The organism is Candidatus Nitrospira neuquenensis (assembly GCF_979578155.1).
Genome location: NZ_CEFZDU010000014.1, coordinates 1 through 13942, shown reverse-complemented (window position 1 = coordinate 13942; position 13942 = coordinate 1). Strand labels below are relative to the sequence as shown.

Sequence of the window (13942 nt, the reverse complement as noted above, 5' to 3'; positions counted from 1 at the left end):
TCCTAACGCAGGGGGGCCGGCGGCTTCGCCTGCGGGACGGGCGCGGACCGGAGAAACTCCCGAAAGTCCACGCCGCGCGTCCCCATTTCCGGGTCCTGGACCCAGAAGCGGCCTGGTTCGAAGTAGAGGACGAAGGAGCCGGGCGGGAACGGAGGGGTCGGGTAATACCAGTTGTAGTGGTCGAACTGGGTCGAGGGGTTCTGGTGATGGAAGTAATCGATCCGGACGTGCAGGAAGCGGTCCCGCACCGCGACCCAGCCGGACGTCACCTCTTGGAAATAGGCCGGGTTCAAGCCGGGCGCCAACAGCTCCCAGTAGACCCGCTCGCCCGGGCCGGCCTGCTTCAGTGCCTGAGAGAGGGCGGGGGCGAGCACCAGCAACTCGTCCTCCCGGAAGGCCGGAAGCGGCGGGGTCTCCTCGGAGAACCAGCGGAGGGGAAGGTCCCGCTGCGCGCGGAGGGAAACGCCCCGCAGGATCGCCATCAGGTCCTGGGGCGCAAGCTCCACCGGGTGGGAAAAGCGGCTGTCGTCCACCATCCGCTGGAGCGTGACCCGGACCCGCGGGTCGTCCTGGATCACCCTGGTCGTGTAGGGCAGCCGCGCGCAGCCGCCCGCGACCAGGAGCACCGCCGGCAACGCCCACGACAGGACTCGGCCGCCCCTTCTCTTTCCCCTCGCCATGGCTCCCTCCGCGGCTCGGTGGCTCAGCTCCGACGAAGAACGATATGTAAATCATTATTGTCATATTGTCAAGTATACTGTCTTAGGCGATGACGCCCGCCGCGTGAGGCTCGGGGGACGGCCGGAGGCGGCGCGGCGCGGCGATCGAGGCCCGGGGACGCTTCTGGGGGCGGAAAGCCGGACGGCTCAGCGGCCGGAGGCCGCGCCGTCGTCGGGGGCGCCGTAACCGAGCCGCTCGACGATGGCGCGGGCCTCGGGGGACCCGGTGAAGGCGAGGAAATCCTCGCAGAGGCGGCGGTCCGGGCAGAACCGCTCCATGGCGATCCAATATTCGACGGCCGCCTGGGGGCCGGGCGGCGCCTTGGCCGTCACCCGCACCCGCTCACGTTCGCGGTAGGCATCGGAGCTGAGGATGATCCCGGCGTCGGCCTGCCCGTGGAGCAGATGGTCCAGAACTCCCCGCGTGTCGTGCGCGACGTCCACACGGCCCCGCAGGGCCTCCGCCAGCCCCAGGGCATCGAGCAGCTCCTCGGTCAGCCGGCCGACCTCGCTGGCCTTGGGGTCGACGACCGCCACGCGGAGCGAGGTCCCCTCCGCCAGCGCCGCGAATGAGTCCGGCGCCTCGACCATCTCGGCCGGCGCGACGAGCACCAGGCGGGCGACGGCATAGGGCCGTTTCGTGCCGGGTAGCACATAGTAGCGCGCCTCCAGCCGGTCGAGCAGCTCGCGTCCCGCCGGGGCGATCAGATGGAAGGGGCCCGATTCGACATGGTGGCGGCCCGTGTTCTGCATATCCGCGATCATCTGGCGCATGTGCAGGGCCGTCGCGTAGGAGAGCCGGACACGGACGGAGGGATGGCGTGCCTCGTAGGCGCGGGCCAGGGCCTCCAGCGGCGCCCGCACCGAGGGGGAGGCAAGGATGACGAGGGGCTCGGCGGCCCGGGCCCCGCCGGACCAGGCCGAGGCGGCGAGCAGGGCCAGCGCCGCCACCCGCGCCGGGCGGCCCGCCGCGCCCCTCACGAGGCCGCCCTCCCCTTGAGCTCGCGGACCTTGCCCGTCTCCCTCGTGTCGTAGCCGCCCAGGGCCTCGATCTCGGTCCGGAAGGGACGGCTGACGAGCGTGTCGAGGAAGGCCGCGAGGCCGGGGTGCGTACCCAGAAAGGCCGCGGGGATCACGAGGTCGTACCGCTCTTCCTGCCAGGGGACGAAGTCCAGGTCCAGGAGCACGGCGGCGGACCGGACGCCCAGGCCCGCATCGGCCTGGCCTCCCGCGATCAGACGGGCGACCTCCAGGTGCGAGCGGGCCTCCCGCCCGTACCCCTTCACACGGTCGGACGCGATGCCCGCGGCGGCCAGCCGCTGGTCCAACAGCGCCCGGGCGCCCGCGCCCTCCTCCCGGTTGGCCAGGACGACGTCCCGCCGCGCCAGGTCCTCCACGGCCCGGATCCCCTTGGGATTGCCGCGCCGCACCATGAGGCCCTGCTCCCAGGAAGCGAAGGTCACGACGCGGACCTCCAGCCCCTTCAGGTGACGGCGCAGGTAGGGCAGGTTGGGCTCGCCGGACCTGGCATCCAGGAGGTGCAGACCCGCCACGTGGACTTCGCCGCGCGTCAAGGCCGCCACCGCCGCCGCGCTCCCCATCATCCACTCGACGACCGTGGCCTGCTGGAGCCGCCGCCGCAGGTGATCCCCCGCCAGCAGGAGGGCCGGGTCGCACCCGGCCACGACGATCTCGCTCTCCACCTCCCGACGCTCCCGAAGCAGGCGGACGAGCACGCGGTCGAGCCGGCGGCCCTTTGCGGCGCCGGGCGCCTGGCCCAGGAGCAGCCCGTCGGCGGGCACGGCGTAATTGAGCACCTCGCCCAGGGCCGCCACCGGACGGACCAGGAGCCGCTCGCCGACCCGCGCCACCTTCACGCGGGCCGGCCCGTCGGGGCCCGCCGGCGACGCCCCCACCCACTCCCCCTCGACGATCTCCCCGCCGGCGGCGAGGCTGAAGAGATCCTCCACCCGGCAGTCGAGCGCCGCGGCCAGGCGGAGCGCAACGGCGGTGGTGGGCAGGTACTGACCGGCCTCGATGGCGTAGATGGCCTGGCGGGTCACGCCCGCGAGGTCCGCGAGGACGGCCTGCGACAGGCCCTTGGCGGTCCGCAGGCTCCGGAGGCGGTTCTCGATCTCGGACGTCGGCTCGGCCCGCGGTCGGTCGCCCATGGTTGACAGACCTAGCAGGGCGGCGTACAAACTGTCAAGTATTATGACAGTCGTGCCTGGCCGGACATTCCGCAGCGCCGGCCGGCCCGCCTGCTGACACCCCTCCGGCCGCTATGGTAGGGTTGCGCATGTCCGGGCTCGCCCTGAGGTGGACCAGCCGCCTGACGCTCGGCCAGAAGTTTCTCTCCGCCTTCGCCCTCCTGCTCCTCCTGCTGGGGCTGAGCCTCGTCGCCATCCTCTTTTACCTGTCCCAGATCAACGGCTACGTGGACCGCCACCAGCGCATCACCGCGCCGGCCGTGGCCACCGCGGCCGACATGCAGCGGCGCGCCTTCGAGCTGAACCTCGCCCTGCGCGCGCTGGCCGATTCCCCCGACCGGGCCGAGCGCGCCGCGCGCCTCCGATCCCTCGACCGGATCGAGGCCGCCGTGCGCGAGAGCCTGGACCTGTACCGCCGGACTCACGCCGCCCGGACCCACCCCGTCCTCTTCCGCATGCTGACCGAGCACGGGCAAGCCGCCCTGGCCGACGAAGAGGACCGCGCGCTGGCGGAGGTGGAATCGCTCCTGAGCGACCTGGCCTCGCGGGGCAAGGCGCTCGCGGCGTTTCCGGCCGACGGCCGGCCGGGGGCCTCCGCGGCGGCGACGGCGGAGGCCGACCGCGATTCGCTCCGGCTCGCCGACGTCCTGACCGGCCTGGTCGCCGTGCACAGCCGGATCGACGTCGAGATGAAACGCGAGGGGGACATCCTCCTCCGGCGCGCGAAGCTGGTCATCCTCGCGCTGGCCGTCCTGCTCGCCCTGGTGCTCGCCCTGTCCTACCTCGTCGTGAGCCGCCAGGTGGCCAGGCCGCTGACCCGCCTGGCCGGTACGGCGGACCGCGTCGCGCACGGCGACCTCGCCGCCGCCTTCGACCCCTGGCCGGCCGCCGACGAGGTCGGCGACCTGGCCCGCTCGCTTCAGGCCATGCTCGTCACCCTGCGGGACCGCACCGACGCGCTGGAGCGAAAGACCAAGGAGCTGGAGGCGTTCACCTACTCCGTCGCCCACGACCTCAAGGGCCCGTTGCGCGAGATCGAGGGATTCTCCTCCCTGGTCGAGCAACGCCACGCCGACGGCCTCGACCCCACCGGCCGCCGCTACCTGGCGACGATCCGAGCCTCGGCGCTGCGGATGACGACCCTCATCAACGACCTGCTCCGCTACTCCCGCCTGGAGCAGCAGACGCTGCCCATGACCAGAGTCAACGTCCGGGCGATGATCGAGCACCTGCTCACGGACCGGACGCCGGAGGGCCGGCAGGCCCCGCCCGTCTCCGTGGACCTCCCCTTCGACGAGGTCTGGGGCGAACCGACGAGCATCCAGCAAGCCCTCATGAACCTGCTGGACAACGCGATCAAGTTCTCCCGCGGCGTCGCCGAGCCTGAAATCCGGGTCGGCGGCCTGCTGCGCCCGGGCGAGCGCATCCTCTGGGTGAGCGACAACGGGATCGGGTTCGATCCGGCCCAAGCCGAGCGCATCTTCGGGCTCTTCGAGCGGCTGCACGGGCCGGCGGAGTACGAGGGCACGGGGGTCGGCCTGGCGATCGTGAAGCTCGTCATGGACAAGCACGGCGGACGGGTCTGGGCGGAGTCCTCGCCCGGCAAGGGCAGCCGGTTCTCTCTGGCGTTTCCGCAGCCGACGGAGCAGGAAGTCCTGATTGAGTGAGTGATCGAGGGATGGCATGATCGCACGACGGAGAGATTGTCGAACGATGGACCCTGAGCCTTTGCAATCGCTCGACCGACAAACCACCACATCGGCAATCCCATGAGAATTCTCGTGATCGACGACGAGGAGTTCGTCCGGCTCCGGCTGGAGGAGGCGATCCGTGGCGAGGGCTGCGAGGTCCTGACCGCCCCGAGCGGGGAAGCGGGGCTCGACGCGCTCCGGGACTGCTCCTTCGACTGCGTCATCACCGACCTCCGCATGCCAGGCGTGGACGGCCGCGCAGTGCTGCGGTGGGCCCGCGAGCATCAGCCCGAGGTGGATGTGATCGTCCTGACCGGCCACGGCCAGGTACACGACGCGGTCGAGGCGATCAAGGCCGGCGCCTGGGATTTCCTCGTCAAGGAGACGCCCTTCGACCCGGGCACCGTGAAGGCGGCCCTGTCCAGGCTGGCGCGGATGCGGTCGCTGCGCCGCGAGAACCTGGCGCTCCGCCTCGGCACCCGCGACGGCGAGCGGATGGTGCCGGGGTCGAGCGCGGCGTGGAAGGCGCTCGCGGATCTCATGGAACGGATCGCGCCGGCGCGGGCGCCGGTGCTGATCCAGGGCGAGACCGGGTCTGGCAAGGAGCTGGTCGCGAGGACGCTGCACCGCTTGAGCCCCAGGCGGGACGAGCCCTTCCTGGCGGTCAACTGCGGCGCCGTCAGCGGCCAGCTCCTCGAGAGCGAGCTGTTCGGACACGAGAAGGGCGCCTTCACGGGGGCGACCGCCAGCAAGATCGGCTTGATCGCCGCGGCGGAGGGCGGCACGCTCTTCCTGGACGAGATCGGCGAGATGAGCGGGGCCATGCAGGTGAGCCTGCTCCGGGTCCTGGACCGCGGCGAGTACCGTCAGGTGGGCGGGACGCGGACCATGAGGGCCGACGTGCGCTTCGTCGCCGCCACCAACCGCGACCTGCAGGAGCTGGTGCTCGCCGGCCGGTTCCGCGACGATCTGCTCTACCGGATCAACACGGTCACGCTCCGTGTCCCGCCCCTCCGGGAACGGCCGGAGGACGTAGCGCCTCTGGCCGAGCACTTCCTCCGGGAGCTCCAGCCTCCCGGCGCGCCGCGGCGCACCTTCTCCCCGGAGGCCCTGGCGGCGATGGTCGCCTACCCATGGCCAGGCAACGTGCGCGAGCTGCGGAACGCGGTCGAGCGGCTCGTGCTCCTCGCCCCCCGCGACCGCCGGGACCAGGTCGGCGCCGAGGAGCTGCGCGCCGTCCTGCCGGGCCGGCCGGAGCGCCGCGTGCCCGCCGAGCCGGCCCCCCTGGGCTCCCTGGAGGAGGCCGAGCGGGCGCACATCGCCAGGGCGCTCGACGCCCAGGGCGGGAACAAGACCCAGACCGCCCGCCTCCTCCGGATCGACTACAAGACGCTGCTCGCCAAGCTCCGCAAGTACGGCCTCTCGGACTGACTCCCCTCTGGAGAAACTCCACCCCGTCTCCAGGGTATTTCTCCCCGACCGAGCCGACGCCTCCACCGGTCCCAAGCCGGCCGTCCCTGCGCGGGCCGCTGCCCTCGCGGGGAACGGGCATCCGGCGCGGCCGCCCCGCCGCGGCACCGACCTTGCTGAATCCGCTGTGACGGGGTCGGGGGGCCGACGCGATGACCGAGTGCCAACGCCGCAGTGGACAGGTCTTGGTGGTCGAGGACAACATCGCCCAGTGCGAGCTCCTGGACCGGGCCTTCGCTCAGCACGCCCCGGAGTCTCCGCCCCTGATCGCGCAGGACGAGGAGACCGCGCTGGCCTTCCTGGAAGCCGGGGCCGCGCAGCCCTGCCCGCGCCTCCCGCGCCTCGTCCTGCTCGACCTCAAGCTGGCGCGGGGCAGCGGGCTCGCGCTGCTCCGACGCCTGCGCGCCCACCCGCGCCTGGCGTTCCTGCCCGTGGTCATCCTGACCTCCTCCGACGACGAGGCGGACATCCGCGCCTGCTACGCCGAGGGCGCCAACGGCTACGTGGTCAAACCGGACACCTTCTCGCAGCTCGTCGCCCTGGCCGACGACCTCCGCCGCTACTGGCTGGGCTGGAACCGGACCGCCGACCGGCCCACCGCTTCCCGGACCGCCTGACCCATGCTGACCAAGGCCGCCCTCAAGAACCCCTACGCGGTCCTCGCCGTCTGCCTGATCGTCGTCATCCTGGGCAGCGTGTCGTACAAGAAAATGCGAGTCGACATCTTCCCCGACATCAACATCCCGGTCATCCTGGTGTCCACCTTCTACCGAGGCCTCAGCCCCTCCGAGATGGAGGGCGCCATCACGCTCCGGTTCGAACAGCAGTTCCTGCAGGCGAGCTATATCGAGCACATCGAGTCGCAGTCCCTGGCCGGCATCAGCTACATCAAGGTCTTCTTCCAGCCGGAATACAGCATCGACGCCGCCCAGTCCGAGCTGACGAGCCTGGCCTACAGCATCATCCGTCTGCTCCCGACGGGCGTGTTCCCGCCTTCCGTGTACAAGTTCGGCGTCGCGAGCCTCCCTATCGGGCTCCTGACCGTCAGCAGCGACACGCTCAGCGAGAAAGAGATGCGGGACATCGCCTACTTCACGGTGCGCCCGCAGATGGCCTCGATCCCCGGCATCTCCACCCCGCCCGTCCTCGGCGGCAAGGTCAGACAGATCACCGTCTTCATGGACCAGGAGCGGATGCTCGCCAGGGGCATCTCGCCCTCCGAGGTCGTCAAGGCCATCAACACGCAGAACGTCATCCTGCCCGCCGGCGACGTCAAGGTCGGCGACCTCGACTACTACGTCTACTCCAACAGCCTGATCGACGTCGTGGACCGGATCAACGACATCCCGATCAAGGTCGTCAACGGGGCGCCGGTGCTGATCCGCGACATCGGGACCGCCGCCGACTCGGCCGCCATCCAGACCTCGATCGTCCGCGTCAACGGCCGGGAGGCGGCGTACATCCCCGTGACCAAGCAGCAGGGCGCGAACACGCTCGAGGTCGCGGACGGCGTGCGCGAGCGGATCCCCAAGCTGACGGAGATCCCCGCCACCGCCAGCGTCAAGTTCATCTACGACCAGTCGCTCTACATCCGACAGGCCATCGCCAACCTGCAGAAGGAGGGCCTGCTCGGCGCCTTCCTCGCGGGCCTGATGATCTTCCTCTTCCTCCGGAGCGTGAAAGCGGCGCTGGTGGTCGGGCTCGCGATCCCCCTCTCGCTGACCTCGGCGCTGGTCCTGCTCTACCTCACGGGCCAGAGCGTGAACATCATGACCCTCGGCGGGCTCGCGCTGGTCATCGGCACCCTCCTGGACAACAACATCGTCGTCCAGGAAAACCTCCACCGGCACCTGCAGATGGGCAAGGACGGCCGCACCGCCGCCGAGGACAGCGCCGTGGAGCTCACGCTCCCGATCCTCGTGGCGACGATCTGCATCCTCATCGTCTACCTGCCCATCATGTTCTTCAGCGGTATCGTCAGGTACCTCTTCGTCCCCCTCGCGATGACGGTGGCCTTCGCCATGCTGGCCGACTACGCGGTGTCCATGAGCGTCACGCCCGTCATCCTGGCCAAGCTCCACCGGTCCGCCGGCGGCCATGGGGCGCAGGGCGGTCACGGCGAGACCGCAGACGCCGAGGCCGGCTGGTTCGGGGTCCTCCTGGCGCTGTACGTCCGCACCCTGCGCCTGTGCCTCCGCGTCAAGCCGCTGGTGTTCGTCGTCGCGCTCGGCCTCCTGATCGGGGTCGGCTGGCTCGTCCTGCCCCGCCTGCACACGGAATTCTTCCCGAAGATCGACGCGGGCAACTTCACGATGCTGGTCACGGCGCCGGAAGGCAGCCGGATCGAGAAGACCAGCGCGATCGTCGGCCGGATCGAGGCGCTCGTCCGGGAGACCATCCCCAAGGAAGAGCTCGACGAGATGGTCGCCAACATCGGGCTCTACTACGGCGACGCCAGCCGCTTCGCCCCCAACACCGGCCCGCACACGGCCTTTCTGCTCGTCAACCTCGTCACGGGCCACAAGGGTCGCACCGACGACTACATCGCGGCGCTGCGGAGCCGCCTCCGCCGGGACCTTCCCGGCGTGGAGGTCGCCTTCCAGACGGGCGGCATCGTGAGCGATGTCCTGAACTTCGGGCTGCGGGCGCCCGTGGACATCCAGGTGCGGGGCCCGCAGCTGGACCTCATCAGGCCGGTTGCCGAGGAAATTCGGGACAAGGTCGCCCGCGTTCCCGACACCGCGGACGTGCGGATCAAGCAGGGCAAAAACTATCCGGAGCTGCACATCAACGTGGACCGCGTAAAGGCCGCCTACTACGGCATCTCGCAGGAGCGCGTGATCGTGGACGTGATCACCGGCCTGAGCTCGAACATCGCCCTGAGCCCGAACTACTGGCTCGACCCCCGCACGGCCAACGGGTACTACCTGCTGGCCCAGTATCCCGAGCAGGTCCTCGACAACACGGAGGACCTCCTGAACATCCCCATCGTCGGCGCCAAGGTCCCGCTGCTGCCGTCGGCCGCCACGAACACGTCCGGCATGACGTCGACCGGATCCAGCCTGGCGCTCGGCAGCACGCCGTTCACGGGCGGCGGGCTGGGCCCCGCCGGCGGCTACTACGGGGCGGGCGAGGAACGCCGCGGACCGCCGATGCTGCTGCGCGACGTGGCCGAGCTCCGGTACCGGACCGGACCGGACTCGGTGGACCATTACGACCTCTCCCGCCTGATCGACGTCCTCGTCACCCCCGTCGGGAACGACCTCGGCCGGGTCGCGCGCGAGATCGAGGCCGTGCTCCGCACCGTGACGCTCCCGAAGGACGTGTCGGTGGTCATGAAGGGCGAGGTCGCCAACATGCACACGGCCTTCGCCAACTTCGCCCTGGCCCTGCCGCTGGCGGTCCTCCTCATTTACCTGGTCATGGTGGGCCTGTTCCGCTCGCTGGTGGACCCGCTGGTCATCCTGCTGGCCGTCCCGCTCGGCTGGATCGGCACCGTCGCCGCCCTGGCCCTCACCGACACCTCGGTGAACGTGGAATCCATGATCGGGACCCTGATGATGATGGGGATCGTCGTGTCCAACAGCATCCTGCTGGTGGATTTCGCCAACCGGATGGCAGAGACGGGCCTGTCCCCGGACGAGGCCGTGCTGGAGGCCGGACGGCGCCGGATCCGGCCGATCGTCATGACCGCGCTGGCCACGATCCTGGGCCTCCTGCCGCTCTCCCTCGGCTTCGGGGAGGGCAACGAAACGATGGTCCCGTTGGCCCGTGCGGTCGTCGGCGGACTGATGGTCTCGACGATCATGACCCTGTTGGTCGTCCCCGTGATGCATAGCCTGTTGCTCGCACGCGAGCACCACGGCGGCGACGCGCCCGCGCCGGCCGGAAAGGACCACCCGTGACGTCCATGCCCGCCGACCCGCCACAGACGCCCCCGGCCGGCCGATCGCGCCGAATCGGGCTCCGGCTCGGCGTCGGAGCGGCCCTGCTCGCCGCCGGCGCCCTCGCCGTGCTCGTCCTCCAGCGGGGAGACCTCCGGCCGTCGGCCGAGCCGGAGGGACCCGGTCCGGCGGCGCCGGCGGGAGGTGACGCCGCGCCGGAGCCCGCGCCCGCGGGGACCGTGGACGTCCAGGTGACCAAGCCGACGCGGCGGGACATCACCTATGCCATCTCGCTCTCGGCCAACGTCGCGCCCCTCTACCAAACGACGCTCTACGCCAAGGTCGCGGGCTACCTGCGGTGGATCGGGCCCGACAAGGGCGACCGGGTCGCCAAGGGCGACGTGCTGGCGATCATCGACGCACCGGAGGTCGAGGAGCAGTACGAGCAGGCCCTCTCCGATTACAAGATCAAGAAACTGACCTACGAGCGCCTGGCCCGGGTCTGGAAGGAATCGCCGGACGTCATCGCCAAGCAGGACGTGGACGTGGCCGAGGCGGCGTTCGAGTCGGCCAAGAACGTCATGGAGCAACGCCGGGTGCTCCGCGACTACACCAAGGTCCGGGCGCCCTACGCCGGCATCATCACCGCGCGGTTCGTGGACCCCGGCGCGCTGATCCAGGTCGCCACGACCTCCGCCACCGGCGCCATTCCCCTGTTCACGATCATGGACCTCGACACGGTGCGGGTCTATACGAACGTGCCGCAGGACGAGGCGCCGCTGGTCAAGCCGGGGACGACCCCCGCCGTCGTCACGGTGAAGGAGCTGGGGGGCCGGCAGTATCGGGGCACCGTCACCCGCACCACTCTGGCGCTGGACCCGGCCAGCCGCACCATGCTGGCCGAGATCGACCTGCCCAACCCCGACCATGCCATCCAGCCCGGCATCTCCGCCGAAGTGACCCTGAGTCTCCGCCAGAGCCTGAACACGCTGGTCATCCCCCCCACCGCGATCGTGGCCGGCGGCAAGACCAAGGCCGTCTTCATCGTGGACGGGGGCGTGGCCCGACAGGTGCAGATCAAGACCGGCATCACCGACGGCCGGTGGGTCGAGGTCGTGGAAGGGCTCACGGGGAACGAGGACGTGGTCGTGGTCGGGAAGAGCCGGTTGACGGACGGGATGGCGGTCACGACCGCGCCCTACAACCTGCCGGAGGGCAAGCCGGCGGTCCAGAAGTTCGAGCGGCGGTCTTCGGGCGGGACGAACGGCCCGGCCGCCGATCACGCCCCGGCGGAGCCGAGGCCGGTCCCGCGAGGCTCGAACGCTCGATAGGGCGGCGCGCCGGTTCCCCGCACCCACGAGAAGGAGGACGCCATGATCCGGAACAAGCCCGCGACGCGAACGATGCTGGCGGCCGCGCTGCTCGGTTCCCTCTGGGCCCAGGGACCCGGCGCGGCCCAGGGGGCGCCGGCCGAGCCGCCGCGCACCCAGCCTCCCGGCCCCGGAGGCTTCCTGAGCCTCGGGCAGGCCGTGGAGACCGCCCTGCGCGCCCATCCCCTCCTCCAGGAAGCGAATGCCACGCTGGTCGCGGCCAACGCCCGGACGGAGCAGGCCAGGTCTCAGTACTACCCCCAGGTCTCCGCCAACCTCGACAACTCCTACGGTGCAGGGCGCATCAACCCGCGCTTTACCGTCGGCGGCGCGCTGCTCCAGCCCAACCAGAGCATCTTCGTCAGCGGCGTGATGGCCAACCAGCGGATCTACGACTTCGGCTATACCCAGAGCCTCGTGCAATCCTCCAAGCTGGCCGAGCGGGCGCAGGAGGAGGACCTCCAGGCCAGGCGGGCGATCGTCGTGCTGAACGTGGAGCGGGCCTACTTCACCAGCCAGAAACGGCGGCGCCTGGTGCAGATCGCGGAGGAAACGGTCCGGGAGCGCGGGGTCATCCGCAGCCAGATCGAGGCCCTCTACCGCCAACAGCTCAAGTCCAAGCTCGACCTCGACCTCGTCCAAGTGGAATTGACCAACGCGGAAGCCCTGTTGGTGCGAGCCCGGAACGACCTGAAGGCGAGCTTCGCCGACCTGAACCGCGCCATGGGCGTCTCCGGCCCCGAGGACTACGTGCTGGATGACCTGCCGGTCGAGATCCGGCAACCCCGGCCGCTGGAGACCCTGATCGCCGACAGCCTCTCCCATCCCGAGCTCAAGAAGGCCAAGGAGATCGTCGCCTCGTCCGAGGCCAAGGTGCGGGCGATGAAGAAGCAGTACCTGCCGACGATCTCGGCGATGGCCAGCGGCGGCAGCTTCGACCCCTACGACCCTCGGAGCACCCAGGAGCACGGCGGCTGGTGGGCCGCCGGGGCCCTGATGTCCATGCCGCTCTTCACCGGCTTCCTGATCGAAAACCAGGTCAGGGAAGCGGCGGCTCAACAGGACGCGGCGAAAGCCACCAGCCTCAACATCGAACAGGCGCTCACGCAGCAGGTCACGACCTCGTACCTGGAAACCCTGTCGCTGGCCCAGCAGATCAAGCTGGCGGAGGAGCAGGTGCGGACGGCGAAGGAGGCGCTCCAGCTCTCCCGACAGCGGTACAAGCTGGGGCTCGGCTCCGTCGTGGAGGTGACACAGTCGGAAGTGGCGGTGACCGCCGCCCAGATGCGGCTCGCCGAAGCCCAGTACGACTACAAGATCGCGGAGGTGACCCTGGCCTACGCCGCCGGGCAGCTCACCGGGACGCCGTAAAGGAACGCCGTTCTCCGGCGGACCGTCAGCCTCCCAGGCGGATCAGCGTCCGCAAGCGTGCGCCGCTTCCGCGTACCGCGACCGGCGTGCGGCGGTTTTGCAGGATCACGGGGTCGAGGATCTCTCCGCAGGCCGTGCAGCGCCATCCTGGAAAGCGGATGGAACCCGTGTCGTCCCGCAGGTCCTCGAAAACCTCCTCGACCATGGTGCCGTTGCATCGAGTGCACTTCATCGTTCGTCAATTCCCCTGGCGCTTCCCCTCCAATCCGGCGGCGGCGGACAGCCCGGCCGGCTCTCCGGACACGGCGGACGTTTCCACCGACCCGCCACCCCACAGGTTGAGGATGGCCAGCACCAGGCTGCCGCCCAGCAAGATCATCCCCGTGAACCGAATCGTAGAAGCGCCCTCATCTTTCATATCCTTGGCCACGTCCGCGACCGTTTCCATGAGGCGGTCGAGGGCCAAACTCACTTGAATCAGCTTCGGGCCCGCATTGTCGGCCGCGTAGAGCTCGGCACGGTGGCGCAGATCCCCCGCCTCACGGACGGACCCGGCCGCCCAGACCTGCCGCATCAGCCGGATCGCCTCGTCGGCCGCCGCAAAATAGGCTTCCAGGCTTCGCTGGAGCGCCAGCAGGTCGTCTTGCTCGCTCCGACCGCTGCGGGACACCCGCAGGCTGGTCTTGGCGTATTGATCCACCGCGCTTTCGATCCGCGCCCGCTGCGCCGGGAGCGGGGCCGTCAGCCGCGCAAAGGCCTCTTCCGTCGGCGCTTCCAGCCCCCGGATGACCGTGGTCCGATAGCGCATGACGTCCGCCGAGATGTGCGCGAGATCCGCGGCCGCCAGCGTGTATTGCGTATAAATGATCCGCAGGTCCTGATCCACTCGGCCCAACACCATGGCGCCGCAGAAACCGAGCGCCACCACCAGGAAACTGACCGTGACCTGCATCCAAGAAAGCCGACCGCCCAGTGGCGCACTTTGACCCGCCATGTGTCGCCAGCCCCCTGCGCCGGCCATTCCGGCAAAGAAGAAAGGGCAGGGGGCCCGCCGTGCGGGCCTCCTGCCCCCCCTTTGTAACTACGCGACCCGCCGGTTTCTTTCGACAGCCGGCCGATCGGCGCCCTCGCGGCTGCGCGGGCGGGGCGCCCGCGCGCCCCGCTCACGCCTCCCCCTTAGAGCCAGTTCACCCGCTCGGCGGGGCGGATGTAGATCGGCTCCTCGAT

11 protein-coding genes are annotated in these 13942 nt (G+C 70.2%); 6 read left to right on the top strand and 5 right to left on the bottom strand.

Annotation, left to right across the window (positions count from 1 at the left end):
• Nucleotides 1-2 precede the first annotated feature (2 nt).
• The 3 genes from AC1U7O_RS07320 to AC1U7O_RS07310 form a co-directional block, all read right to left on the bottom strand.
• Nucleotides 3-680, bottom strand: coding sequence for a hypothetical protein (locus AC1U7O_RS07320; RefSeq protein WP_479894061.1), 678 nt, complete (start codon nucleotides 678-680; stop codon nucleotides 3-5).
• A gap of 186 nt (nucleotides 681-866) precedes the next feature.
• Nucleotides 867-1700, bottom strand: a complete 834-nt coding sequence (gene modA / locus AC1U7O_RS07315) for a molybdate ABC transporter substrate-binding protein (protein ID WP_479894060.1) — start codon at nucleotides 1698-1700, stop codon at nucleotides 867-869.
• The gene (locus tag AC1U7O_RS07310) at nucleotides 1697-2890 is read right to left on the bottom strand and encodes a substrate-binding domain-containing protein (protein WP_479894059.1); all 1194 of its coding nucleotides are present in this window, start codon (nucleotides 2888-2890) and stop codon (nucleotides 1697-1699) included. Before AC1U7O_RS07310 ends, modA begins: the two co-directional genes overlap by 4 nt.
• 128 nt (nucleotides 2891-3018) lie before the next feature.
• Here AC1U7O_RS07310 and AC1U7O_RS07305 point away from each other — a divergent pair, with 128 nt between their 5' ends.
• From AC1U7O_RS07305 to AC1U7O_RS07280, 6 genes are all read left to right on the top strand, one after another.
• The gene (locus tag AC1U7O_RS07305; RefSeq protein ID WP_479894058.1) at nucleotides 3019-4596 is read left to right on the top strand and encodes a sensor histidine kinase; all 1578 of its coding nucleotides are present in this window, start codon (nucleotides 3019-3021) and stop codon (nucleotides 4594-4596) included.
• Between the two features lie 114 nt (nucleotides 4597-4710).
• A complete protein-coding gene (locus AC1U7O_RS07300; protein ID WP_479894057.1) occupies nucleotides 4711-6051 on the top strand; it encodes a sigma-54-dependent transcriptional regulator in 1341 nt (446 codons plus the stop codon).
• Between the two features lie 191 nt (nucleotides 6052-6242).
• Nucleotides 6243-6707 carry a response regulator gene (locus AC1U7O_RS07295; protein WP_479894056.1) on the top strand — a complete coding sequence of 155 codons (465 nt, stop codon included), beginning with the start codon at nucleotides 6243-6245 and terminating at the stop codon, nucleotides 6705-6707.
• Nucleotides 6708-6710: 3 nt separating this feature from the next.
• Nucleotides 6711-9995 carry an efflux RND transporter permease subunit gene (locus AC1U7O_RS07290; protein WP_479894055.1) on the top strand — a complete coding sequence of 1095 codons (3285 nt, stop codon included), beginning with the start codon at nucleotides 6711-6713 and terminating at the stop codon, nucleotides 9993-9995.
• Between the two features lie 5 nt (nucleotides 9996-10000).
• Nucleotides 10001-11305 (top strand): efflux RND transporter periplasmic adaptor subunit, encoded by a 1305-nt coding sequence (locus tag AC1U7O_RS07285; protein ID WP_479894100.1) that lies wholly within the window; start codon nucleotides 10001-10003, stop codon nucleotides 11303-11305.
• A gap of 42 nt (nucleotides 11306-11347) precedes the next feature.
• Nucleotides 11348-12715: a TolC family protein gene (locus AC1U7O_RS07280; RefSeq protein ID WP_479894054.1), complete on the top strand. Its 1368-nt coding sequence runs from the start codon at nucleotides 11348-11350 to the stop codon at nucleotides 12713-12715.
• Nucleotides 12716-12740: 25 nt separating this feature from the next.
• Here AC1U7O_RS07280 and AC1U7O_RS07275 read toward each other — a convergent pair whose 3' ends face one another.
• Together AC1U7O_RS07275 and AC1U7O_RS07270 are read right to left on the bottom strand one after the other, a co-directional pair.
• On the bottom strand, nucleotides 12741-12947 hold the full coding sequence (locus AC1U7O_RS07275) for a hypothetical protein (protein ID WP_479894053.1): 207 nt from the start codon (nucleotides 12945-12947) through the stop codon (nucleotides 12741-12743).
• Nucleotides 12948-12953: 6 nt separating this feature from the next.
• A complete protein-coding gene (locus tag AC1U7O_RS07270; RefSeq protein ID WP_479894052.1) occupies nucleotides 12954-13667 on the bottom strand; it encodes an MCP four helix bundle domain-containing protein in 714 nt (237 codons plus the stop codon).
• Between the last annotated feature and the right edge of the window lie 275 nt (nucleotides 13668-13942).

Excerpts from the sequence above, each read along its gene's own strand:
- AC1U7O_RS07275 (WP_479894053.1), bottom strand. The coding sequence starts at position 12,947 with ATGAAGTGCACTCGATGCAACGGCACCATGGTCGAGGAGGTTTTCGAG.
- AC1U7O_RS07285 (WP_479894100.1), top strand. The coding sequence starts at position 10,001 with ATGCCCGCCGACCCGCCACAGACGCCCCCGGCCGGCCGATCGCGCCGA.
- AC1U7O_RS07310 (WP_479894059.1), bottom strand. The coding sequence starts at position 2,890 with ATGGGCGACCGACCGCGGGCCGAGCCGACGTCCGAGATCGAGAACCGC.
- AC1U7O_RS07290 (WP_479894055.1), top strand. The coding sequence starts at position 6,711 with ATGCTGACCAAGGCCGCCCTCAAGAACCCCTACGCGGTCCTCGCCGTC.
- AC1U7O_RS07295 (WP_479894056.1), top strand. The coding sequence starts at position 6,243 with ATGACCGAGTGCCAACGCCGCAGTGGACAGGTCTTGGTGGTCGAGGAC.
- AC1U7O_RS07280 (WP_479894054.1), top strand. The coding sequence starts at position 11,348 with ATGATCCGGAACAAGCCCGCGACGCGAACGATGCTGGCGGCCGCGCTG.
- AC1U7O_RS07320 (WP_479894061.1), bottom strand. The coding sequence starts at position 680 with ATGGCGAGGGGAAAGAGAAGGGGCGGCCGAGTCCTGTCGTGGGCGTTG.
- AC1U7O_RS07305 (WP_479894058.1), top strand. The coding sequence starts at position 3,019 with ATGTCCGGGCTCGCCCTGAGGTGGACCAGCCGCCTGACGCTCGGCCAG.
- AC1U7O_RS07270 (WP_479894052.1), bottom strand. The coding sequence starts at position 13,667 with ATGCAGGTCACGGTCAGTTTCCTGGTGGTGGCGCTCGGTTTCTGCGGC.